This window comes from Limnoraphis robusta CS-951 (assembly GCF_000972705.2).
Window position 1 is genome coordinate 24,203 of record NZ_LATL02000156.1, and the last position, 25,289, is coordinate 49,491.

11 protein-coding genes are annotated in these 25,289 nt (G+C 38.9%); 9 read left to right on the forward strand and 2 right to left on the reverse strand.

Translation table 11 applies throughout. From position 1 onward, the window contains the following. Nucleotides 1-90 precede the first annotated feature (90 nt). The 3 genes from WN50_RS13875 to WN50_RS13885 all read left to right on the forward strand — a co-directional run bounded on the left by WN50_RS13875 (nt 91) and on the right by WN50_RS13885 (nt 4,369). Nucleotides 91-1,392, forward strand: coding sequence for a serine hydrolase domain-containing protein (locus tag WN50_RS13875; protein ID WP_053221511.1), 1,302 nt, complete (start codon nt 91-93; stop codon nt 1,390-1,392). 67 nt (nt 1,393-1,459) lie between these two features. Continuing rightward, nucleotides 1,460-3,037 carry an efflux RND transporter periplasmic adaptor subunit gene (locus WN50_RS13880; protein WP_046279817.1) on the forward strand — a complete coding sequence of 526 codons (1,578 nt, stop codon included), beginning with the start codon at nt 1,460-1,462 and terminating at the stop codon, nt 3,035-3,037. Between the two features lie 114 nt (nt 3,038-3,151). Continuing rightward, the gene (locus tag WN50_RS13885; protein WP_046279818.1) at nt 3,152-4,369 is read left to right on the forward strand and encodes an ABC transporter permease; all 1,218 of its coding nucleotides are present in this window, start codon (nt 3,152-3,154) and stop codon (nt 4,367-4,369) included. A 211-nt stretch (nt 4,370-4,580) separates the two neighbouring features. Here WN50_RS13885 and WN50_RS13890 read toward each other — a convergent pair whose 3' ends face one another. Next, nucleotides 4,581-5,360, reverse strand: coding sequence for a thioesterase II family protein (locus WN50_RS13890; protein WP_046279819.1), 780 nt, complete (start codon nt 5,358-5,360; stop codon nt 4,581-4,583). Nucleotides 5,361-5,640: 280 nt separating this feature from the next. Here WN50_RS13890 and WN50_RS13895 point away from each other — a divergent pair, with 280 nt between their 5' ends. Together WN50_RS13895 and WN50_RS13900 are read left to right on the forward strand one after the other, a co-directional pair. Beyond that, nucleotides 5,641-6,399 carry a COG4280 domain-containing protein gene (locus WN50_RS13895; RefSeq protein WP_046279820.1) on the forward strand — a complete coding sequence of 253 codons (759 nt, stop codon included), beginning with the start codon at nt 5,641-5,643 and terminating at the stop codon, nt 6,397-6,399. 70 nt (nt 6,400-6,469) lie between these two features. After that, on the forward strand, nt 6,470-7,561 hold the full coding sequence (locus WN50_RS13900; RefSeq protein WP_046279821.1) for a ferredoxin family protein: 1,092 nt from the start codon (nt 6,470-6,472) through the stop codon (nt 7,559-7,561). Here the strand turns inward: WN50_RS13900 and WN50_RS13905 are convergent. Next, the gene (locus WN50_RS13905; protein WP_046279822.1) at nt 7,536-8,831 is read right to left on the reverse strand and encodes an MFS transporter; all 1,296 of its coding nucleotides are present in this window, start codon (nt 8,829-8,831) and stop codon (nt 7,536-7,538) included. The two genes, WN50_RS13900 and WN50_RS13905, sit on opposite strands and share 26 nt — an antisense overlap. A 293-nt stretch (nt 8,832-9,124) precedes the next feature. Here WN50_RS13905 and WN50_RS13910 point away from each other — a divergent pair, with 293 nt between their 5' ends. The 4 genes from WN50_RS13910 (at nt 9,125) to WN50_RS13925 (ending at nt 25,287) form a co-directional block, all read left to right on the forward strand. Beyond that, entirely contained in the window at nt 9,125-12,394 is a 3,270-nt protein-coding gene (locus WN50_RS13910) for an Ig-like domain-containing protein (RefSeq protein ID WP_049559487.1), read from the forward strand. Between the two features lie 106 nt (nt 12,395-12,500). Then, nucleotides 12,501-13,010, forward strand: a complete 510-nt coding sequence (locus WN50_RS13915) for a hypothetical protein (protein ID WP_046276738.1) — start codon at nt 12,501-12,503, stop codon at nt 13,008-13,010. Between the two features lie 755 nt (nt 13,011-13,765). Beyond that, nucleotides 13,766-17,527: an AMP-binding protein gene (locus WN50_RS13920; RefSeq protein ID WP_046276737.1), complete on the forward strand. Its 3,762-nt coding sequence runs from the start codon at nt 13,766-13,768 to the stop codon at nt 17,525-17,527. Then, on the forward strand, nt 17,524-25,287 hold the full coding sequence (locus WN50_RS13925) for a type I polyketide synthase (RefSeq protein WP_046276736.1): 7,764 nt from the start codon (nt 17,524-17,526) through the stop codon (nt 25,285-25,287). Before WN50_RS13920 ends, WN50_RS13925 begins: the two co-directional genes overlap by 4 nt. Nucleotides 25,288-25,289 lie beyond the last annotated feature (2 nt).

Below are 25,289 nucleotides of genomic sequence, written 5' to 3' on the forward strand. Positions count from 1 at the left end.
GTATGAGTTTTTTTTGGAAAGATTTTTGTTTGATGCGACTACCGTAAAAAATTGTACTGTTTTTTTATAGAATTGAGGAGTCTAACTTTAGTGAATTTGTCAAATCTCAGAATTAAAGTACCTGTATTGATTGGAATTGCGATCACAATTTTTCTAGGATTAGCAAAAGATGTTAAATCGGCATCGTTAGTTGAGGATATTAGTGAAAATCCTTTCTTGTTAGAAGTTGTTAATCGTAGTTCTTTTACGAATACAGTTTCCGATGATCTTGCTGAAGAACTCGATCTCATCTTTGCTGAAACAACGGATGATATTCCGGGGGCTTTTATGGCAATTATTAGCCCGAGAGGAACTTGGTTAGGAACGAGTGGGTTTTCACAGCTAGAAACTCAAACCCCGTTAACGGTTGAAGATCGATTTGAAATTGGGAGTATTACTAAGATTTTTGTGGCGACAACGGTTTTACAATTAGTAGAAGAAGGAATGCTAACGCTTGAAGATACTTTAGATGAATGGTTGCCGTCTCAAGTGTTAGAAAATGTTCCCAATGCTGAACAGATTACGATTCGTCAATTGTTAAATCATACGAGTGGAATTGTTGATTATACTCTGCCGTTGTTCTTTCAAGCCCAAAGAAATCCGGGTATATTTTTACAAGAATGGCAACCGGAAGAACTTTTGACTTTTATTAGCAATCAAGAACCCTATTTTTCGCCAGGTGAATCTTGGGAATATTCTAATACGAATGTGATTTTATTGGGGTTAATTGTAGAAACGGCAACTCAATCGAATATTGCGGCTGAAATTCGTTCTCGGGTTCTTGAACCTTTAGCGTTAAATAATACCTTTTTTGCGGAGGAAGAAGACATTCCGGGAGGCTATGTTGATGCTTATTGGGATTTTGATCAAGATGGCACGTTTAATAATATTTCTCAGGCTAATTTATCTTGGGCTTGGGCGGCAGGTGCGATGGTTTCTAACCCAACAGATATGGCACGATTTATTGCAGGTTTGTTGACTGGGGATCTTTTAGAACCTGAATCTTTGGCAGAAATGTTGACTGTGGTTAAACCGATTGATTCTAATAATTATGATGCTTATGGTTTAGGAATTGGGGTGTTAGAAAGTCCGATTAGACAATGGTATGGTCATCGAGGTTTAACGTTAGCCCATCGCTCAAATTTATTCTATTCTCCGACGGATAATGTGATTTATATCGAGTTGATTAATTCACGAGATTTAGATAATATCAGTAATCCCATTTTTCGGGCTTGGCGTGAAGCTCAAGAACCGATTGCATCCGTACCTGAACCGGGAATATTATCGGCGTTTGGGGTGGTTTTAGTGGGTGGATTTTTGATTCGGTTTAAACGGCAAGCTGACAGTAAATAGATTATACAGACTCCTAATTGCAGCAAAATACCTTAATAAAAGTCGATCTAAGCATTGATGGAGTTTAATGTCAAGTTTCAATATTGTCTGGTTAATTGGGCCTGTTTCAACGGTCTTATTAGCTGTTCCTGTGTCAGTTTATTGGGTGCAAAATCGAGTTCAAGTGACACCTGAACTTATCGAAACTTTAACGGTTCCTGTGGAAGCTAAAGAAATTACCGTGCGAATTACAGCCAGTGGAGTGGTACAACCTGTACGGCGAGTAAATCTCAGTCCAAAAACACAAGGACGCTTGGCTCAATTATACGTTGAACAAGGCGATCGCGTGCAAGTGGGTCAACTGATTGCCCGTATGGAAAGTGGCGAAATAGAGGCGCAATTATTACAAGCAAAAGCGCAATTAGTTAGAGTAAAAGCTAACTTACAAAAACTCAAAACCGGAAGTCGTCCCGAAGAAATTGCAGCAGCCGAAGCGAGGTTAAATCAAACTCAAGCCCGTTTAGCTGAATTAGAAGCGGGAACTCGTTCCGAAGAAATTGCTCAAGCTCAAGCGAAATTAAATGAAGCAGAAGCAAGATTAGCGGATGCTCGTTCGGGAAGTCTTGAAGAAGAAATTGCTCAAGCTCGATCAAGAATTGAAGCGAATGAAGCGGAATTAGAACTGGCTAATGAACGGGTTAATCGCTATAAAAATTTACGAGAACAGGGCGCAATTTCTCAAGATGAACTCGAAGAATATCGACAAAATGAACGGCGATTGAGTGCGATTGTAGAGGAATCTCAAAGACGTTTAGAACAACTTCAACAAAGTCGAAAAACTCAAATAGAACAATTACAAGCAACGGTTGACATGGAACGTCAAGCCTTGCGACAATTGCAAAATGGGGCGCGTCCTGAAGAAATTGCTCAAGTTCAAGCTGAAGTTGCTGAAGCCCAAAGTCAACTCAATGAATTATTAAATGGAACTCGACCTGAAGAAATTGCAGGTGCCGAAGCTGAAGTTGCCGAAGCAGAAGCCTCTGTTCAGTATTATCAAACTCAGTTAAAAGATACAGAAGTTCGCGCTCCTTTTGCGGGAATTATTGCCCAACGTTATGCAGTAGAAGGGGCGTTTGTTACCCCTGCAACTTCGGCATCTGATGCGACTTCTGCGACTTCAACTTCGATTGTAGCCTTGGCAAAAGATTTAGAAGTTTTAGCCAAAATTCCGGAAGCGGATATTGGGCAAATTAAACCCAATCAAAAAGTAGAAATTGTTGCGGATGCTTACCCGGATCAAGTGTTTGCAGGACAAGTGCAGTTAATCGCACCGGAAGCGGTAAAAGAACAAGATGTTACTTTGTTTCAAGCCAGAATTGAAATTAGTACAGGCAAAGAAAAACTTCAGTCTGGGATGAATGTTGATCTCAAGTTTGTAGGAGAAACTCTCAAAAATTCACTCGTTGTTCCGACGGTTGCTATTGTCACCCATCAAGGAGAAACGGGGGTTTTAATGCCCGATGAAGAAAATAAACCGGAATTTCATCCGGTGACAACGGGTTCCACGTTAGGGAATCAAATTCAGATTCTTCAAGGTGTACAAACAGGTGATCGCGTTTTTGTTGAATTACCAGAAAATCAAACGTTAGAAGACATTATCAAGTAAAAAAAGTGGAATCTATTGGCTTAGACTTCTACAAATAAACTCATCCGTTAAAAAAGCCAAAACCCCAAAAAACCAAAATCAACCCATCCGTTACAATCAACTTATCCATTACAAATGAATTTTCTAGAACAGGTTAAAATGGCAACCCAAACTCTACTCGCTCATAAAATGCGAAGTAGTTTAACAATGTTGGGGATTATTATTGGAAATGCTTCTGTTATTGGGATGATTGGAGTCGGAGAAGGCGCTCAAGAATTTGTCAGTCAACAGGTCAATTCTTTTGGGCCGAATGTGTTGTTTGTTCTGCCTGGAAGTCCTGAAGCCCAAAGTCGTCCGGTTTATCCGCCTCAAACTTTAGTCTTAGAAGATGCGGAAGCTATTGCTGAACAGGTTCCTACTGTTAAAGAAGTTGCTCCTTCTATAACGGGAAGTGAACTCATGTCTTATCGTGGAAAAAATTCTTCTGCTGCTTTAGTTGGGGCGACTCCTGAATATCTAACGGTTCGGGGTTTTGATGTGGCTAGAGGACGATTTATTAGCGATTTAGATTTAAAACGGAATGAACAAGTTGTTGCTTTGGGTTCAGAAATTGCTGAACAATTATTTGGCAATGAAGACCCTTTAGGAAAATCGGTGCGACTCAAAAATATTAGTTTACAAGTCGTTGGGGTCATGCAGGCTAAAGGTTCAACGCTCGGAAATAATCAAGATATGAATGCTTTTATTCCGGTGACAACGATGGCTAATCGAATTGTTGGAAAAACTTCACCTTATGGTATTCAAGTCACTTTTATTTCGGTTTCTGTAGAAGATCAATCTAAAATGAAAGCGGCTCAATTTCAGATTGAAAATTTATTGAGACTGCGACATAAAATTACAAACGAAGATGATTTTACCGTTCAAAGTCAAAAAGAGTTGATGGAAAGACTCAGTAAAATTACCGGGGCGTTGACAATATTATTGGCAGCAACAGCAGCTATTTCTCTGTTTGTAGGCGGAATTGGGATTATGAATATTATGCTGGTTTCTGTTACTGAACGAACTCAAGAAATCGGACTGCGAAAAGCAATTGGTGCTTCTCAACGGGATATTTTGATGCAGTTTATTATTGAAGCTGTAATTTTATCGGCTGTGGGAGGATTAATCGGCACAACAGTTGGAGTTGGCGGTATATTTATCATCGGAATGTTAACGCCTTTATCGGCTGGAGTTTCACCGATTGCTATTGCCGTTGCGGTGAGTGTTTCTGGGGGAATTGGGTTGTTTTTTGGGGTATTTCCGGCTAAACAAGCAGCCAAACTTGACCCGATTGTTGCGTTGAGAAGTGCTTAATTTGTGGAATTAAAAATATTGTAGGGGCGGGTTCCGAACAAATCTATGTCTTCTCCGCAACAATCTACATAAACCCGCCCTCTTTTCCCTGATTGATATAGCTTCTTTGTGTTCTTTGTGTCTTTGTGGTTAAATTAGGCTTGCTCTTTGTAAAGATACCAGTGATCACTGCTATATCTAGCATTTTTTTTCAATTTAATATAAGAACAGTTTAAGATAACCGAATTAACTCTCTTAAAATAGAGTTGATTCTGAGGTTAAGTAACTGGAGTAAAAGCGATTGATGAGAATGCAGAAAGAAATGATCTCCTGGGAGAGTTTTTAAACAAAAATCAGCCGTTGTTTGCTGTTCCCAAGCTTGCATCTCTGCTTGACTCACTTGTTTATCTTCTAAACCATAGAATGCTGTAATATCAAAGGTTAATGGGGGTTCTGACTGATAGGTATAGGTTTCTAAAACTGCAAAATCTGCCCGTAAACTGGGTAATAATAAATCCATTAACTCTTGATTTTGTAAAACGGCTTCTGGGGTACCATTGTAACGCCGTAATTCTTCGATAAACTCAGGATTTGATAACTGATGAATGGGGGGATCGGGATCAGGAATTTGCGGCGCACGACACCCCGAAACAAACAAATGTTGGGGACTAAGACCATATTCTCGACGCAGTTGACGCGCTAATTCAAAACAGACTAATCCTCCCATACTGTGACCCAAGAAAACAAAGGGTTTATCTAAATAAGAATGAATAGCTAAAGTTAACGCTTCTATGAGAGGTTTAAGTTGAGTATAGGGCGGTTCACGCAGACGTTTTCCTCGCCCCGGAAGTTCAACCGCACAGAGTTCAATATTGGGAGAAAAATAAGCTGACCAGTTGCGAAAAATTAACGCTCCGCCGCCAGCATAATGAAAACAAAATAAGCGTAATTTTGCTTTGGGATTAGGTTCAGGACAAGTCAGCCAATGATTAAAGTTTTGTATTGTTGTCATGTTTGAAAGCCTTTACAACAGAGGATGGTCGTAGTCAGAGGTCAATTGCTGTTTAGTGACACCCACCACAATGGCGGCAACCATGAGGGCTATTACCCCTAATTTGAATGCGCCTAATTTTATGGATGAAAAGCCTTTCAACACAAGAAATTTCCAATGCTAGAGTGCTATACAGATTAACTCTCAAAAAAGGTCAAGCAGAAAAATTGAGCGAAATCTGGTTTTTTGACCAATCTCCCTGTATAATACCATAGCTATATTGAGAATAATTGTAAACAAGATGAACTGGAGTATCTTTTTAGCGGCGGCGGGGAGTGCCAGTGTTGAGTTCTTGGAAACGGCAGCGATTGCTTATGCGATCGCCCGTTCCGGCTATGCACGAGAGGCGATCTGGGGAACTGTCGCCGGGTTGACGGTAGTGGCTGTCGTAGCGATCGCTCTGGGTAGCAGTTTGCAGTTTATCCCCTTATCCTTATTGCAAATAGTTATTGGTAGTCTCCTCATCTGGTTCGGCTGGGGATGGGTGAAAAAGTCCGTTTTGCGACAAGCCAAAGGAAAACGCGCAGGCTGGATGAGTGATGATCCCCTAGAAGCTGAAGGAATTTCCATCGAAACGGAACCGCAAAGTTTTAGTCCCTTGAACTTTATGATCATGGCAAAAAGTGCCGCTTTAGAAGGCTTAGAAGTCGCCATTATTGTGACAACATTAGGCTTGGCTTCTGGGGCGTGGAAAGAAGCAATGAGTGCAACTATTTTAGCCCTAGTTTTCTCCCTGGGTTTAGTTACATTACTCCATCAATATTTACTCAAGCTTCCTGAAGTTTTAATTAAACTTTGTGCCGGAATTTTACTCACGGCGTTAGGTACATTTTGGCTCGGAGAAGGACTCAGTTTTGAATGGCCTTTTGAAGAATTTGCAATTTTAATGTTAGTCAGTTTGTATAGTTTAGCTGCAACTGTAGCGATATATATCCTGAAAAAAAATAAACTCAAAAATGCAGAATTTAAGGCGTTCAAAACTTCTGAAGTTCGGGAGTAATGGCTTCAATGTTTTAAAAATAAAAGGTCACGTTCACTAACTCATTTTATAATTCAAAGGATTCAACATTATGATCACATCAGAACTGGTAGAAAATCAAACCGAATGCACCTATTGTAACGTTTTTTCTAAAGCGAATGGAGCCGATCCGATTGGTACTGCACCCACCGTTGAACAATGGTTAATTGTAGAAGTTCCTCAGCCTTGGACAAGTAACCCCTGGAAAAATAATTCTAGGCTTCAGCCTATTGTTGAAGTGTTGAAACAGTGGGAACAGCTCAACCCTAAAATTATGCTAAGACCCCTGTTAGTTGTTCCCGATGAAGACTATTCTAAACCAGGTTATGTTAGGATTTTTCATTACTGTCGTTCAACTGTATTATTTTCTGAGTTTGAAAAACAGGAATATCTGTTTCCTGAAGATCAACTTAGTTCAGTGATTCATGCACTGTTAATTCAACCTCAGAAGTTAGAAAAATTTGAACACTATCGCCAAAATACTCAAGATATTCGAGAGATTTTAGTTTGTACTCATACTCAAGTGGATCGGGCTTGTGGTCGGTTTGGTTATCCGCTTTATCAAGAACTCCGTCAAAACTATGCTGCTAATTCTCAAAAAAAGCTAAGAATTTGGCAAACAAATCATTTTGGCGGTCATCAATTTGCCCCGACTTTAATTGATTTTCCTTCGGGTCGGTTTTGGGGTCATTTAGAGTCTGATATCCTCGATTTACTCATTCATCAAGAAGGAAATTTAGTAGATTTAAAACCCTATTATCGGGGATGGTCTGGTTTGGTCAAATTTGCTCAAATAGCCGAACGAGAAATCTGGGATAAAGAAGGTTGGAATTGGTTAAATTATCATAAATCAGGTCGTGTTATTGCTCAAGATCAAGGTGGTATTTTCATCTACATTTTGAAACAGATTTTACGATTGATTCCTCTCCCTCAAGCTAAAATTTTACGAAAAAAACTTGAACAAAAAGCGATCTGGGTTGATGTTATTATTGAATACAATTCCCCAGAAAATACAGTTCAAGGAGCTTACACAGCGAGAGTTAAATTGAGCGGAAAAGTTCTCAGTTTACTGAGATCCGGTGAACAGGTTAAACCCAAAGCTGTCGAACAATACCAAGTTAGCCGTTTGCTGAAAGTGAACTAACTTCTTTTTCAACCGTTTTCAACGGTTTTAATTGAAATCCCCAAAATCCAAGGAGCAATAATCCCACCGAACTCATAACATATAAAAGGGCGATTCCTGCTCCTTTTTCACTGCCAAATATAGGGCTAAAAAAGGGTGATAAAACGCCTCCGGGCTGCATTGCGGGTTCAAAGATATAGTCTGCTAAAGGCCCTGCTATTAAATACGCAACAGCAGAAACACTTTGACGCATGAGCGATCGCATGGCTAAAATTCGTCCTTGAATATCAGGTGAAACTTGAGTTAACCAAATCGAAGTATCTGAACTTCCCATTAAGGGAAAATTCAACGAAGAACAAAATTGGGCAGGAATCCAAACAAAAGCGGTTTCACCTAAACCAAATATTGTTTTACTGATTCCTGCTCCCATCATCGCCAATAATACCCCATTAATTCGGCGTTTTGTTCCTCCCCAAATCGTAACAATAATCGCACCTGTAATTCCTCCTGCACCTGCCGCAGATGCCGCAAATCCTAATATATTGCTATCTCCGCCACTACGCGCTAATATCATTGGCTCATAAATTGCAGCGCCAATATCGTGAGCAAATCCAAATAAAGTTGTAACTGTTAATAATGCTAATAAACCTGATTTCTGCCAAACATAGGAAAATCCAAAGGTGATTTGTTTCCCAATCGTTTGTTCAGATAGATTGTTTGAATTAGAGGGTTGAGGTTGAGGAATAACTGTCAGTAGTAAAGTGGCGATCGCAATGATAAAAGTAAAAATATCAATGATCAAAACTCCCTCAAATCCAATGACTGGATAAAATATTCCTGCTAAAGCGGGAGCGAGAATACTTGAACCATAATTAAGAGCGGCTCCCATACTGGTAGCGCGAGTATAATTTTGGGGAGAAACTAACAGAGAAATTGAGGCTTGATAAGCTAAAATTTGAATTTGATTAAAGGGAGTATTAATCGCAATCGCAATATAAAGATGCCAAATTTCTAAGCTATTTGTTAAAGCCAAGAATAATAAAACAACTGTTGATAAACCTGCAACTAAATCCGAAACTAAAATTAACAGTTTACGGTTTACCCGATCTACAATAATCCCTGAAAACAGCGTTAGAACAAGGCTAGTAGCAATTCCAAAAAAGCCACCTAGAGATAACGTTGTCGCCGATTCACTCAATGACCACATCCAGATAACACTGGCAAAATAAGTCATTGTGCTACCAATTGCTGAAACTAACTGTCCAAACCAAAGAATAGTAAACGTTCTCATAAAATTAGTGGCTTTGAAAATTAGTAGTTTTGAAATTATAGAACTGGATTTTCTGTTATAAAAATATTTATAAAAGTTTAAGTTCCAGTCAGAAATTGGGTTTCTGAGTAAATTCAGACAGACAAACTCATAGGATACTCGAAATGAGAATTTCAAGTGTCCCGAAATTGGAATTTTATCGAGATATCGACTCAATCGTTCTGAATCATGGTATTCTACTGTTGCTACTCATTCTCAGCTAGAGCTAATCTATTCTGACAGGTTTGATTCAATAACGCAACGGAATTTGAAAAATGGCTATCACAATCGGTATCACGGCTGACCCATCAATTTTAATTGAAGATGAAGGAAGCGCAACCACCATTACTTTTAACGTTGAGGGAGAAATTCCCGATGATGGAGTTGTCATCACTCTCGATAACGACACTCCCTTTGCTTTGGGTGACTTTAATATTTTGATACCTCCTCCCGAAGTTACTGGAGGTCAAATTATTAGAGGAAATGCTGACAATAGCGGATTTGATTTTAGAATTCTTGATAACACCGCCACAATTATCTTACCTATTTTTGATGACGACGATCTCCCACCTAACGATCCAAATTTTAACCGAAATAATGATATTGGCGTAGAAGAGACGACATTTTTTTTGGTAGAAAACGACGCTTATAGTATTGATGCGAATGCGAGTCAAATTACTTTAAATTTAGCCGATACAGCATCTCAACTCAATAGTCCTCCGGTTGCGGACAACGATGATTACACAACTCCTTTTGAAACTGTTTTAACGGTTAATCTAACGGAGGGAATTATTAGCAATGATATCGATGATGATGGCGATGAACTCACGGCTACTTTAATTACTGAACCAAGTAATGGAAGTTTAACCTTCAATCCAGATGGAACATTTAATTATACACCCAATTTAGATTTTACTGGAAGCGATAGTTTCACCTATCAAGTAAACGATGGAACCGACAATTCTAATATTGCTACCGTTAATCTAACAGTTGGAGAAGCGCCTAATATTCCTCCAGTTGCGACGGATGATAACTATACCACTCCATTTGAAACCGTTTTAACAGTTAATCTAACGGAGGGAATTATTAGCAATGATATCGATGATGATGGCGATGAACTCACGGCTACTTTAATTACTGAACCAAGTAATGGAAGTTTAACCTTCAATCCAGATGGAACATTTAATTATACACCCAATTTAGATTTTACTGGAAGCGATAGTTTCACCTATCAAGTAAACGATGGAACCGACAATTCTAATATTGCTACCGTTAACTTAACAGTTGGAGAACCGCCTAATATTCCTCCGAATATTCCTACTATTAGCTTCACGGCAACTCCTGAAACGTTAATCGAAACTGAATCTACTGAGTTAACTTTTAACTTTGAACTCAGCGAACCTCCAGCGCAAGAAGGGATTACGGTGATTTTGGAAAGTAATACTCCTCAAGGGTTTACTCAGTTTTATTTATCCAATGTTAACTCATCAGGAATTGGAAATATTAATGATGTTTCACCCAATGAAGATTTTTTTGCTTTTGCTATTACCATTCTTGAACAGAATGCTAGTATTAGTTTACCCATTTTTCAAGATGTTCTTGACGAAGAAGAACAAGTTATTAGTTTTCAATTAGTAGAAAGTGAAAATTATAACCTAGCAGAAGATTATACTCCGATTTCAATTACATTTATTGATGAAAATCCTGATGATTCGGGAGAGAATCCTGACGAGGATATTGATGAAAATCCTGATGATTCGGGAGAGAATCCTGATGAGGATATTGATGAAAATCCTGATGATTCGGGAGAGAATCCTGACGAGGATATTGATGAAAATCCTGATGATTTGGGAGAGAATCCTGACGAGGATATTGATGAAACTCCTGATGATTCAACCAACCAACCTCCTACTTTAACAACCCCTATCCCTGATCAAGCTGGATTACAACAGCTAGGATTTAGTCTCAATCTCAGTCAAAATTTTAGTGATCCTGAGAACGATCTTATAACCTATTCAGTAACAGGTTTACCTGCTAATCTAGAATTTGATTCAAACAGTGGATTAATCGTTGGAATTCCCACACAACCCGGACAATTTAATGTTACTGTAACGGCTAGTGACTCGCAAGCAAATCAAATTCAAGATAGCTTTGAACTCCTGATTTCACCGTTTGTTGTTCCCCAACTTCCTCCTATTCCGGAATCTTTTTCTCCTGAACCTGAACTGGAAGCTGAACCGGAACCCGAACCGATTATTCCGATAGAAATTGAATTACCTACTCCCGAACTAAATTCAGAGATTAACTCAGAAATATTCGGAGATTTAGAAGATAATGAACTGATTGGAACCGAAGAAAACGACGCGCTTTTTGGAAATCAAGGAAATGATTCTATTTTAGGTTTAGAGAAGGATGATAATCTATTTGGAGGTGAAGATGATGATCGGATTATTGGTGGTTTAGGGAATGATGTAATTTTTGGAGAAAAAGGAAATGATTCTCTATTTGGTGATGATCCTTCAAGCGGAAATTCTCAACGTCGAGATTTTATCATCGGAGGTGAAGGAGATGATTTAATTTTTGGAAATCAAGATGAAGATACACTAATTGGCGAGGAGGGGAATGATAGCTTTTATGGGGGTAAAGGAGATGATTTAATTTTTGGAGGTGAAGGAGATGATTTTCTTTCAGGAGATGCAGGAAATGATACCCTAATTGGCGGGTTAGGACGGGATAAGTTTATGCTTTCAACAGGTCAAGGAACCGATACCATTGTAGGTTTTGAAGCCGGAACAGATAGCTTTGAACTCGCTGGAGAATTAACCTTTGATCAACTCCGAACCACCCAACAAAATGGTCTAACTCAAATTCGCTTGTTGGATACTGATGAAATTTTAGCAGTTCTTGATGTTGAGGCTAATAAACTGGATATTTCTCCTCTAGAAAATGAAGAAAATCCCAATTCTGAAAATGATAATGATGATCAAGATGAACCGAATGATGATAATAACAATCAACCTCCTGAAAATCCCTCTGATAATGGAAATCAGCCGGATAATCCTGAACCAGAAGATGAGTTAATTCAAGTGAGTTTTAGCGCGAGTCCAAACACATTGATTGAAACAGAAGGAACTCGGTTAAACTTTGAATTTTCACTCAATCAACCGCCTCCAGAAGACGGACTACGAGTCTTTGTAGACAGCGATCTTCCTCGATCTTTGACTCAACTCGATCTCACCGAACTTTCCTATACAGGAGGTGAAAGTTTCCCGACAGGAGACTTTGATTTTACCGGGTTCGCGTTTACTATTACCTCACAAACCGCAAGCATTAGTGTTCCGATTTTTGATGACAGTTCTCTCCCTCCAGAGGAAAGTGAAGAAGGCGCCGTTCCTGTTACTTATCGACTTTTAACCCGAAATGGCATTAGTTCTCAAGACTTAGCGGAAGTGGAAGCGAGTCAGAGTATTAGTGAGTATCTGATTGATCCGAGTCTCAACTCTAGCACGATTATTTTCGCAGATAGTCCTGAAAGTCTTGTGTAACAGGAGATGAAGCCTGGAATCTTTGAGAGTGCATAAAAGCTTTGGGTTCCTCCTATTCAAACAGTAGAGAAGGAAAAAAACTCCACAAGAATAGAGGAACTCAATCATGCTTTTTTCTCAAAAATCCATCGTTACTTTCACTATAGTTAATACCTTTTTAGTTGGATTAGCTTTGAGTGTGAGTCCAACTCCAGGATTAGCTAGAATGGCTCAGAATAGCCAAATTAAAAGGACTCCAGTTCAGCCGCAAATTCAGCCTAATACTAATTTTGGAGTCTCTCCTGATTTCAAAGGAAACTGGAAAGGAAACCTCCACGCCAAAGGAGATGATGCTCTCACCATCCTTGAAATTGTGGTTTTCTCTAACTCTGGTTCCAACTATCAAGGAACTTGGAAACATCACGGTTCTAAGTACAATGCTAAAAACGATACTTGGGAAGATACAATTCTTCAGCAAGGAACGTTAAAAGCCTCCAGACAAGGAAATGAAGTGACTCTAGAATTGAACGGATTTAATGGTAATAAACTGGTTTTAAGCGGAACGTTAACCCCGAGTAAAATTTCCGGAGAAGTTGTTGGATTTTCCAATTTTGTCTTCTCTTTTGCGAAACAATAAGAGAATTGCTCCCCCCAAATCCCCCTTAATCAGCAAAGGGGGACTTTGAGGTTGATCGAGAGAATCTTAAAAATTATTGAGAATAATTTTTTAACAGAGGGGAGGAAGCCTGAGTGGGAAACCCTGAGATCTAGCCCAAACCGGAGAAAGCTGCAAACCCCTAAAACCCTTACACTGTATAGATTATAAGTTGACTTATCATATATTTTTCACAAAAGTCTTTTCAAAATCCTCCTAAAAGTGATACACTCTCATCTACCGTTATTAAAACTAAGTCTCAAATAGCTGAGAAGTTCGTTTTAATCAACGGTGATCTCTGATCGATTTGCTTCTCCCTGTAACCGAAGTTGACGGGGTACACATCTTGTCAAAATTTGGGGAAGTCAAAAGTCTCTTTCTTTTAATATAAGGAGTAATTTTCAACAAGCAAGTTTGAACTTCCGACTGTTCGTGCCGCCTCGGCGAAGGAGAATCGCATCACCCTGGTACATTCACCGATTTTTCTGGCTAAACTCACAAACGTTGTGTTGTCCCGATGGGACTACGGGCGGAAATCTAATTGATCATCTAGGGTTGCAAATAACAAGAATTTATGTCAATAATATAAAAAGTCTTGACTGGGCGGGTGTATCACAGATGAAATCGAAGCTGCCATTTAACGCCAACCCCGAGCAAGTCTGATCTTGAAGTTTCTGCTTTAACTTAAGATTAATTCTCAAGAAACGCATATTTTGGGTTAAGTCACAGAGAGAGAAATGATCGAGCTTCTAGAATCTACCTCAACAAACCTTTATCAAGCGACGACCTTAGTTGAACTGCTAAAGTATCGAGCCGCAACCCAAAGTGATCGCATTGGTTTCATCTTTCTCACAGATGGCGAGATGGACGAAGTTCGTCTCAGCTACGGGGCTTTAGATCAACAAGCCAGAGCGATCGCCAACCAACTTCAGGGGCGAAAAGGAGAACGCGCCCTTCTACTCTACCCACCCAGTTTAGAATATATTTGCGCTTTATTCGGATGTTTTTATGCAGGAGTTGTCGCGGTTCCAGCTTATCCCCCTCGGCGCAACTCCAATCTTTTACGCTTACAAAGTATTATCGCAGATGCTCAAGCTAGCGTTATTTTAACGACAAGTGCGTTATTAGAAAATATTCAAAAATTTGCGGCTAACTCTATTATCACCACAGATCATTTAATCCCAAATTTTTACTCAACAGAAGAAGTTAACATTACTCCTGAAACCCTCGCCTTTTTACAATATACCTCGGGTTCAACGGGAAACCCTAAAGGGGTAATGCTAACTCACGAAAACTTACTTCACAACTCAAAAATCATCCATCATTGCTTTGAACATACTGCCAATAGCCGATGTGTAATTTGGTTGCCTCCTTACCATGATATGGGATTAATCGGAGGAATTTTGCAACCTTTTTATGGCGGTTTTCCTGTTATTTTAATGTCGCCCGTTCATTTTCTCCAAAAACCGATTCGTTGGTTACAAACTATTTCCCGTTATCAAGCAACAACGAGCGGCGCTCCTAACTTTGCCTATCAACTTTGTCTGCGAAAAATCAAACCCGAACAATTAAAAACCCTCGATCTCAGCAGTTGGGATGTGGCTTTTGTAGGGGCTGAACCGATTCAAGCGAAAACCTTAGAAAACTTTGCTGAAACTTTTGCAAGTTGTGGCTTTCGTTCAGAAGCATTTTATCCTTGCTATGGTTTAGCAGAGGCGACGTTATTTGTCTCAGGTGGGAAGAAATCAAAACCTGTCGTTGTGGAAACAATAGAAACCCCAGCACTGGCAAAAAATAAAGTTATTCTAAGTTCTAAAAATTCTGCTCATCCTCAAAAAATAGTCAGTTGTGGTCAAGTCAAATTTGATTACAATCTGGAAATTGTTCAGCCCGAAAGTTTAACCGCTTGTTCAGAGGGAGAAATTGGCGAAATTTGGATCTCTGGGGCAAGTGTAACCCAAGGGTATTGGAAAAAAACTGAACTGACTCAACAAACTTTTAAAGCCTATTTATCAACGGGAGAAGGGCCATTTTTAAGAACGGGAGATTTAGGTTTTATAAAAAATAACGAACTGTTTGTGACCGGACGTTTAAAAGAAGTAATTATTATTAGAGGTCGCAATTATTATCCCCAAGATATCGAACAAACCGTTCAAAAAATTAGTTCAGATTTTCGTTTAGGTTGTGGTGCTGCTTTTGGAGTCGAACTTGAAGGCGAAGAACGTTTAGTTATCGTTCAAGAAGTCGAACGAACAGCTTTAAAAACCCTTGATATTAATAACACTATTGAAAAAATTAAACGCGCCATTTCAGAACATCATCAACTGCAAGTGTATGAAGTTATTTTCCTGAAACCCGGTACAATTCCCAAAACCACGAGCGGCAAAATTAAACGTTATGCTTGTCGTGAGCAATATCTAGAAAATCGTTTAGATGCTATTAATGATTCTGAGTTTTCCTCCCCTAATCAAGCGAATAATTCATCGGAACAAACTGATCAATTGATTCAATGGTTGCGTCAGTATGCGAGTGAAAATATTAACTCTCGTCTCATAGATGAACGGCGATGTATTCCCCCTCATATTGTTCTCGATTTTGGCAACAAAGGACTGTTAGGAATGCAGGTTCCTAATGAGTATGGCGGCTTAGGTTTAAACAATGTTGACACCCTAAAAGTATTAGAACAACTCGGTGCAATTGATACGACTTTAGCACTATTTGTTGGACTCAATAATATATTAGGAATTCGCCCCATTCTCAAATTTGGCAGCAACACTTTAAAAAGCGAACTTCTCCCCCAATTAGCAACAGGTCGAGAACTCGCCGCTTTTGCCCTCACCGAACCCTCAGCCGGGTCAAATCCCCAAGCAATTCAGTCAAGTGCGAGTAACAGTTTAGACGGTTGGTTACTCAACGGGACAAAAATCTGGAGTGGTTCTGCGGCTTGGGCCGGGGCGATTAACGTCTTCGTCAAACACCCGGAAACAGGCGGAATCAGTGCTTTTGTGGTGCGCCGAGGGACACCCGGACTGCGACAGGGGCCAGAAGCCCTCACGATGGGAATGCGGGGCATGGTGCAGAATACGGTTTATCTCAATGATGTGTTAGTTGAAAAAGACTCTCTATTAGGCGAGGCAGGTCAGGGGTTAAACGTCGCCCAAGACGCCATGATGTACGGGCGTTTGGCAATTGCAGCCGCAAGTATTGGCGGAATGAAACGATGCGCCCAGTTGATGTTACGGTATAGCCAACGACGGGTTATTTCTACCGGACACCTGATTAATAACCCGTTTATTTTAAGTCGTTTAAATGAATTAACGGCTGGAATTACGGCGATAGAAACGTTAGTTAATCGCATCGCAAAATTATTAGATAAAGGCGAATTTATTCCCGCAGAAGCTTATACTGTTTGCAAAACCGCAGGTGCAGAATTTTTCTGGAAAGCCGCAGATAATTTAGTGCAGATATTGGGAGGACGAGGATATATTGAAACGAATTTCGCCCCTCATATTTTACGCGATGCCAGAGTTTTACGGATTTTTGAAGGGCCGACAGAAACGTTGAATTTCTTTCTCGGTTCACGAGTGGTTAATAATAGCCAAGAATTAGAACAATTGATGAGTCAAACGTTAGGAGCGCCTGAAGTTTATCAAAGACTTAAAGAGGCGGCTGAACAAATCCGTGAGTTCACTTCTGTAGACTGTTTTTCATCCTTACAAGTTCGCCAATGGGTTTCAATTCAGGTCGGAGAATTAGCAAGTTTTGCAATATTATGGGCAGCTTTAAAGGGATTAAATTCGACCTCTCAAGAAATTAAACGTTCTCTAAATTGGACACAGCTAAATTTTGAACAAAAACTGACTCAAGCCCTTTCTCAGACACCGAATGATGCTGTTGTCAGATCAGTTAATCAAACCACAGATTTAATCTATAGTTATATTGAAAGCATTGGAGAAATCGAACAAAGTTTTTCGGGTGAAGACACGGAAGTTGATCAATTACTTCAAAAATATGATTCAAGAAGTATTAGAGAAGTTCAAGTAAAAGTTTCACCTCAAGACTATAAAGAAATCTGCTTTAAATCCCTCTCTAATCTTAACCCTTCTCAATCAACTGAACGTTTACAAGATGAGTTAATTGAGTGGCTGAGTCGCAAGTTAAAAATACCTGTTCATCAAATAGACCCTACTCATGCCTTTGCCGATTATGGAATGGACTCAGTGATGGCGGTTGAATTAGCCCAGGATTTAGAAGAAAAATTAGGACTTTCTCAGCCCTTAGAAGCGACAATAGCCTGGAACTTTCCAACGATTAAATCTCTCGCCCAGTATCTCAGTCATTTAACCACTGGAACACAGCAAGAAACAGTAAAAACGCAGGAAAAACAACCACAAAAAGTTAAATCTACTCTCAACAATCTTGATTTACTTTCTGAAGTAGAAATGGCACAGTTACTCGCCCAAGAACTAGCAACAACAAAGGGGAGGTTAGGACAATGAATCAGAATTCCCCATCGACAGAATATCGAGAACTCCTCAAAGATGCACTGCTAGAAATACGCCATCTCCGTCAACAACTAGAAACGCAAACCGAAGCCATTGCCATTATTGGTTTAGGCTGTCGTTTTCCTGGGGGTGCAAACACTCCCGAAGCCTATTGGGAACTATTAAAAAATGGTGTTGATGCGATTACAGAAATTCCCAAACAACGTTGGGATGTCGAAAAATACTACGATTTAAACCCCGATATTCCTGGTAAAATGTATACCCGTTATGGAGGATTTATCGATAAAGTTTATCAATTTGATTCGCAATTTTTTGGGATTTCTCCGAGAGAAGCGATTAGTCTTGATCCTCAACAACGTTTACTGTTAGAAGTGAGTTATACCGCCCTCGAACAGGCCGGACAATCCCCCGAAAAGCTTCGAGGAAGTCAAACTGGAGTCTTTATTGGGATTAGTTTTGATGACTATTCTCGTCGTAATATTAATTCAGGAGATTTAACTCTAATTGATGCCTTTAGTAGTTTAGGAAATACCCGCAGTATTGCGGCTGGACGTATTGCTTATGTTTTCGGTTTTCATGGGCCGACACTTCAGTTAGACACGACTTGTTCTTCTTCTTTATTAGCCATTCATCTTGCTTGTCAAAGTCTGCGAAATAAAGAGTGCAATTTGGCTTTAGCAGGGGGAGTTAATTTAATGTTATCTCCCGAAGCAACCATTGGTTTTTGTAAATTAAAAGCCTTAGCTGCGGATGGTCGTTGTAAGACCTTTGATGCGAAAGCAGATGGTTATTCAAGAGGGGAAGGTTGCGGAATTGTTATTTTAAAAAGATTATCTGATGCTATTGCAAATCAAGATAATATATTAGCAATAATTAGAGGATCTGCGGTTAACCATGATGGTCAAAGTAACGGTTTAACTGCCCCCAATGGTTCCGCCCAAGAAGCCGTTATTCGTCAGGCTTTAGCGAATGCAAAAGTTCAATCAGAAGATATTCAATATGTAGAAGTTCATGGTACCGGAACCTCATTAGGCGACCCCATAGAAGTATTAGCACTGGCTAAAGTATTGGGAGAAAAACGTTCAAAAAATCAGCCTCTTTATGTAGGTTCAGTTAAAACAAATTTTGGACATTTAGAATCAGCAGCCGGAGTTGCGAGTTTCATTAAAGTAGTCTTAAGTTTACAGCATCAAAAGATTCCGCCCCATCTCCATTTTCAACAGCCTAATCCTTTCATTCCTTGGGAAAAATTACCTGTTCAAGTGCCACAGAAACTGACACCTTGGCAAACTGAAACTGAACAAAAGCTTGCTGGAATTAGTTCCTTTGGAATGAGTGGAACCAACGTTCATTTAATTGTCGAAAATGCACCGAAAGTTTTGGCTGAACCCAATTCAATTGAACGTTCTTATCATCTGTTAACTTTATCAGCAAAAACCGAAAAGGCTTTGCAAGAGTTAGCCCAAAGTTATCATCATTATTTAATCTCTCATTCAGATGTAACGTTAGCTGATATTTGTTTTACTGCTAATACCGGACGTTCTCACTTTGACTATCGTTTAGCAGTTGTTAGCCAAACCCCCCAGAAATTAAGTCAAACTCTGAGTGATTTTGTTACTAAACAAGAAATACCTGAGCTATTTTACAAGCAAATTCAAAGTAAAAAGCACCCTAAAATAGCCTTTGTATTTACAGGACAAGGTAGCCAATATGAAGGAATGGCACTGCAACTTTATCAAACTCAACCCCTCTTCAGAAACACTCTCAATCATTGCGCGGAACTTCTCCAAAATCATTTAGATATCCCGTTATTATACCTGCTTTATTCGCCGTATTGTCAACCCTTAGTCCATCAAACTCTCTACACTCAACCTGCTTTATTTGCTGTTGAATATTCTCTCTGTCAACTGTGGAAATCTTGGGGAATTCAACCCGATATTCTCCTGGGTCATAGTTTAGGAGAATATGTCGCTGCTTGTGTTGCGGGAGTCTTCAGTTTAGAAGAGGGACTCCAACTCGTTGCCACTCGCGCCCGTTTAATGCAGCAACTTCGGCAAAATGGCGAAATGATTGTGGTTTTTGCTGACGAAAAAACGGTAAAAGCTTGTCTTGAGTCACAGCCGAATCAGGTAGACATAGCTGTTATTAATAGTCCGCAAAATACCGTTATTTCCGGTGAAAGTAAAGCCGTTAAAAAAGTCGTAGAATCTCTCAATCAACAAGGATACAAAACCCAAAAACTCCCGGTTTCCCATGCGTTTCATTCTCGTCTTGTTGAACCGATGTTAGCCGAGTTTAGGGAAGTCGCAGAAAAAATTCAGTATAATTTGCCGTCAATTGATATTGTTTCTAACGTTACGGGAACATTAGCAACCGAAGAAATAACAACCGCAGAATATTGGTGTCGTCATCTCCGTCAGTCCGTGAAATTTGCTTCGGGAATAGAGACATTAAACCAGTTAGGAATAGATATTTTTGTAGAAATAGGGCCAAAGCCAACATTGATTAGTTTAGGACAAAGTTGTTTAGAAAAAAGTGATAAATTGTGGTTAGCAACTCTCACCCCTAAACAAGATAATTGGCAAACAATATTATCGAGTTTATCTCAGTTGTATGTAGCGGGAGTCGAAGTGAATTGGTCAGGGTTTGACAAAGATTATTCTCGTCAACGGGTGGCTTTACCAACTTATCCTTTCCAACGCCAACGTTATTGGCAAGATATTCCTGAGATGAGGCTTTCTTCTAACTCTCAAAATCTTCATCCTTTACTGGGTAAAAAACTTAATGTAGCCAACTCACAAACCATTCACTTTGAAAGCAAACTGAGTCAAAATTATCCTCATTTTCTTCAAGATCATCGAATATTTGACCAAGCCATTTTACCTGCATCAGCTTATTTAGAAATGGCGTTAGCTGCGGGAAACAAAGTTAATCCTACAGATAATTTTGGGTTAGAAGATGTGGTTTTGCATCAGGCTATGATTCTTCCTGAAAATGGAGAAAAAACAGTTCAACTGATTTTAACTGCCCAGGAAAATCAAAGTTATCAGTTTGAAATTTTTAGCTTACTAGAAGCTTCACAAGTTTGGGTGAATCATGCCAGTGGAAAGTTAGCTATTCAAACTGATGCAGTTAAAAATATAAATAAATTCAATCTTAAAGCAGCAGAAAAAGGAAAAATTCAAACCGTTGAAGCTGTTTATCAAAATTATCAAAATCGAGGTATAACCTATGGTGATTCTTTTAAAATTTTAGATAAAGTCTACAGATTAGACTTGAAAGAAAACCAAGTTTTAGCGCAAATTAACCCCTCTGAAACTATTGTAGAAGAATTGAACCATTATCAAGTTCATCCCATTCTACTCGATGCTTGTTTTCAGGCGGTTGGTGCAGCCTTTTCAGAGGAACAGTTAGACACTTATTTACCCGTAAGTCTTAAGCAGCTTATTATTCATAAAAAACTAGATAAAAATCACTTTTGGAGTCAAGTTAAACTGCATTCTACATCGAATCCTAAAGTTTATTCTGCTGATATTTTAATAGCCAATTCAGAAGGGGAAATTACTGCACAAATCAATCAGCTACAAATTCAAGCGGTCACTCGTGAAGCGGTTTTAGGAAATTCCATTCCAAACCTACAAGATTGGTTGTATACCGTTGAATGGAAACCTCAACCCCTAAGTTCATCTGCAACTAATTTTGTAGTTCAGACTCAAGAAATTTTTGATGAGATTGTCCCCGAGTTTAGCCAATTTTTAAGTCAACCAAAATTTAAAAAATACGCTCAACTGTTACCTAAATTGGAAGATTTGAGCCTCAGCTATATTATCCAAGCGTTTAGACAGATGGGGTTTGAGTTTACAGCAAAACAGCAATTTTTATCTCAAGAATTAGCAGATAAATTAGGGATTACAAGCAAACAGCAACGTCTATTTGAACGACTATTAGAAATATTATCAGAAGCCGGAATTATGCAAAGAAAAAATCTAGCTTGGGAAGTTATTCTAGAACCGATTAAAATAGATTCTCCGAGTCAGATTCAAACCCAACTCTGTCTAGACCCAGAAATAGAAGCGGAACTTTCCCTTTTAACTGCTTGTGGCTCTCATTTAGCAGAAGTTTTGCAAGGAAAATTAGACCCCATACAGTTACTTTTTCCGAGTGGAGATGTTAGCTTTTTAACTCAACTTTATCAAAACTCACCCGGAGCAAAAGTGATGAATACCTTAGTCGAAAAGGTTATTCAAAAAGCTCTAGAAAATCAACCTCAAACCCAAAAGCTAAAAGTTCTCGAAATTGGGGCGGGAACTGGCGGAACAACAGCCTATATATTACCCCATTTAAAAACAGAAAATATTGAATATATTTTTACAGATGTTTCTCCATTGTTCACCACGAAAGCAGAACAGAAGTTTAAGGACTATTCCTGTGTTCGCTATCAACTTCTAGACATTGAAAAAGACCCAAATTTACAAGGATATAAATCCGAAAGTCATCAGATAATTATTGCAGCTAACGTATTACACGCCACCGCAGATTTACGCCAAACCTTAGCTCATGTCAAGCAATTATTAGCACCAGGGGGAATGCTGGTATTACTCGAAGGAACTCAACCTTTATCCTGGCTAGATATTATCTTTGGTTTAACAGAAGGATGGTGGAAATTTAGCGATAATTTCCGTCCCAATTATCCTCTAATTTCAGCCTCTCAGTGGAAAAACTTACTATCAGAAAATGGATTTGAACAAGTTGCAACACTTGAACCCTCACAAATTGATTCGGATAGTTTTTCTCAGCAAACTGTTATTGTTGCTCAAAAAGAACGATATAAATTAGCAGAGAATACAACTCAAAAACACTGGTTAATTTTTGCAGATAGCCAAGGCGTTGGTCAAAAATTAGCAGAGAGTTTACAAGAAATCGGAGAACATTCAACGCTCGTTTTTGCTGGTTTAGATTATCAACAGTTAACCCAAAATGAGTTTCAGATAGACTCAAATAATATTAGTCACTATCACCATCTACTCGAAACACTTCAAACTCAAAATATTACGGTGCGAGGAGTCGTCAACCTCTGGAGTTTAGAAAGTCTTTCCAATTCCTTGCCCCCTAAATCCCCCAATCATGGGGGACTTGAAAAAATGAGGGAATCAGAAGGTTCCCCCCAAATTTGGGGGGCTAGGGGGGCAAAACTTGCTATAAGTTCTGAGGAATTAAAAATAGCTTCTCGGCTAGGATGGAATAGTACGTTAAATATAGTTCAGTCTTTAGTGAAAACTGTAGACTCAGAATTACCGAGTTTATGGCTAGTAACCAGTGGTTCAATTTCAACTGGAGAGAATGGAACTTTATCAGGAATCGTTCAATCACCTGTTTGGGGAATGGGTAAAGTTATCGCTTTAGAACATCCAGAAATTAAATGTGTTAGAATTGATTTAGATGCTAAATATAATATTAAGAATAAGGCTGAAATTTTATTCAAAGAAATACAAACAAATAGCAATGAAGATCAAATCGCTTGGCGCAATGATACTCGTTCGGTAGGACGGTTAATACGTTTAAGTCAACTTAAAAACGCTGAAACTTTGCCGGTTCCAAACGAACCTTATCAACTGACTGTTTCTCAACGAGGAACCTTAGATAATCTTCAATTAATCTCTTTACCCCGTCGTCAACCTGATAAAAAAGAAGTAGAAATTCAAGTCAAAGCAACAGGACTCAATTTCCGCGATATTCTGAACACGTTGGGGCTTTATCCCGGAGATGCAGGTTTATTAGGCTGTGAATGTGCAGGGGAAATTGTTCGCATCGGTGATCAGGTTAACGGTTTAAATATTGGAGATCAAGTAATAGCAATTGCTGCGGGTAGTTTCAGTCAGTTTGTGACGGTTAATGTAGCAATGGTTGCTCAAATTCCTGAAAGTTTAAGCTATGAAGAAGCCGCTACCATTCCGGTTACATTTTTAACCGCTTATTACACTTTAAATCATCTCTCAAAAATAACTAAAGGAGACAAAATTTTAATTCATTCTGCCGCAGGGGGTGTGGGTCAAGCAGCAGTTCAGTTAGCCCAACAAGCTGGGGCGGAAGTCTTTGCAACAGCCAGTCCAAGTAAATGGGAATTTCTCAAATCATTAGGAATTAAACATATTATGAACTCCCGAACTTTAGAATTTGCTGATGAAATTATGCAGCGAACACAAGGCCAGGGTGTTGATATTATTCTCAATTCTTTAGCTGGTGAATATAATTATAAAAGTTTGTCGGTACTTAAAGATAATGGACGTTTTGTTGAAATCGGAAAAAGCGGTTTAAATCATAATCAAGTTTATCAAATTAAACCCAATTCGTTCTATTTTCAGATTGATCTAGTTGAACAGTGCCAGAAAGAACCTGACTTAATTCAATCGATGTTGCATCATATTATGCAACAATTTAAAGAAGAAAAACTGTATCCACTTCCTCGCAAAGTATTTACAGTTCAAAAGTCTAAAGAAGCCTTTCTACAGATGCAACAAGCCAAACATATTGGTAAAATTGTGATTTCCAATTCACCCATTCCAGGTGATGGAACTTATTTGATTACCGGAGGTTTAGGAGATTTAGGATTACTATTAGCCGATTGGTTAGTTAAAAAAGGATCAAAATATTTAGTCTTAGTCAGTCGTCGTTCTGTTGACTCAGTAATTCAAGAAAAAATCACTCAATTAGAAGAAGCTGGAGCAAAAGTTATAACAGCTAAAGCCGATGTTTCTAACTCAAATCAACTCGCTGAGATCTTTCAAAAAATAGAACAAACTATGCCTCCTTTACGGGGTGTCTTTCATGCAGCAGGACTGCTAGATGATGGCGTATTAATGCAACTCAACAGCGAACGATTTGAACGAGTAATGGCTCCTAAAATTCAAGGCGCTTGGAATTTGCATCAGTTCACTCAAAATCAACCGCTTGACTTGTTTATTCTCTTTTCTTCAGCAACAGCATTATTAGGTTCACCTGGACAAGCAAATCACGTTTCTGCTAACACATTTTTAGATGCTTTAGCTCACTATCGTCAGGGTTTAGGATTACCTGGACTAAGTATTAATTGGGGAGCTTGGTCAGAGATTGGAGCCGCAGCAAATCAAGCCAAAACTAACATCAGTTTTCAAGGAGTTGGGACGATTTCTCCCAAACAAGGGTTAGAAATATTAGAACAATTAATCACACAACCTAGCCCACAAGCTGGAGTAATTCCCATTGATTGGTCGCAATTTTTACAAGCAAATAAAAAACTTACACCCTTTTTTGCAGAATTTAGTTCAACTTCTGAAACTAAAAAAATAGACAATTTATCGTCTTGGCTACCACAACTTCAACAAACACCTCTGAAAAACCGTCGAGCAGTATTAGGAAAGTTAATAAAAGGTGAAATCGCCAAAGTTCTCGGCTTTCAAGCTACAGAACTAGATCTAAAAACCGGATTTTTTGATTTAGGAATGGATTCTCTGACTTCTGTTGAATTAAAAAATCGATTGCAAACGGGTTTAGAATGTACTTTGCCTTCTACGGTTGCATTTGACTATCCAACAACAGAAACTTTAATTAACTATCTAGAAAGTATTATTCCGATAGAGTTTAAACGAGAACCTGTCAAAGTTCCTGACCCCATACCCAAACATTTAGAAATAGAACTAAATCAAGAACTCTCAGAAGATGAAATAGCGAATAAACTTGATGAAAAATTAGCGGATCTTGATAAATTTCTAAACTAAGA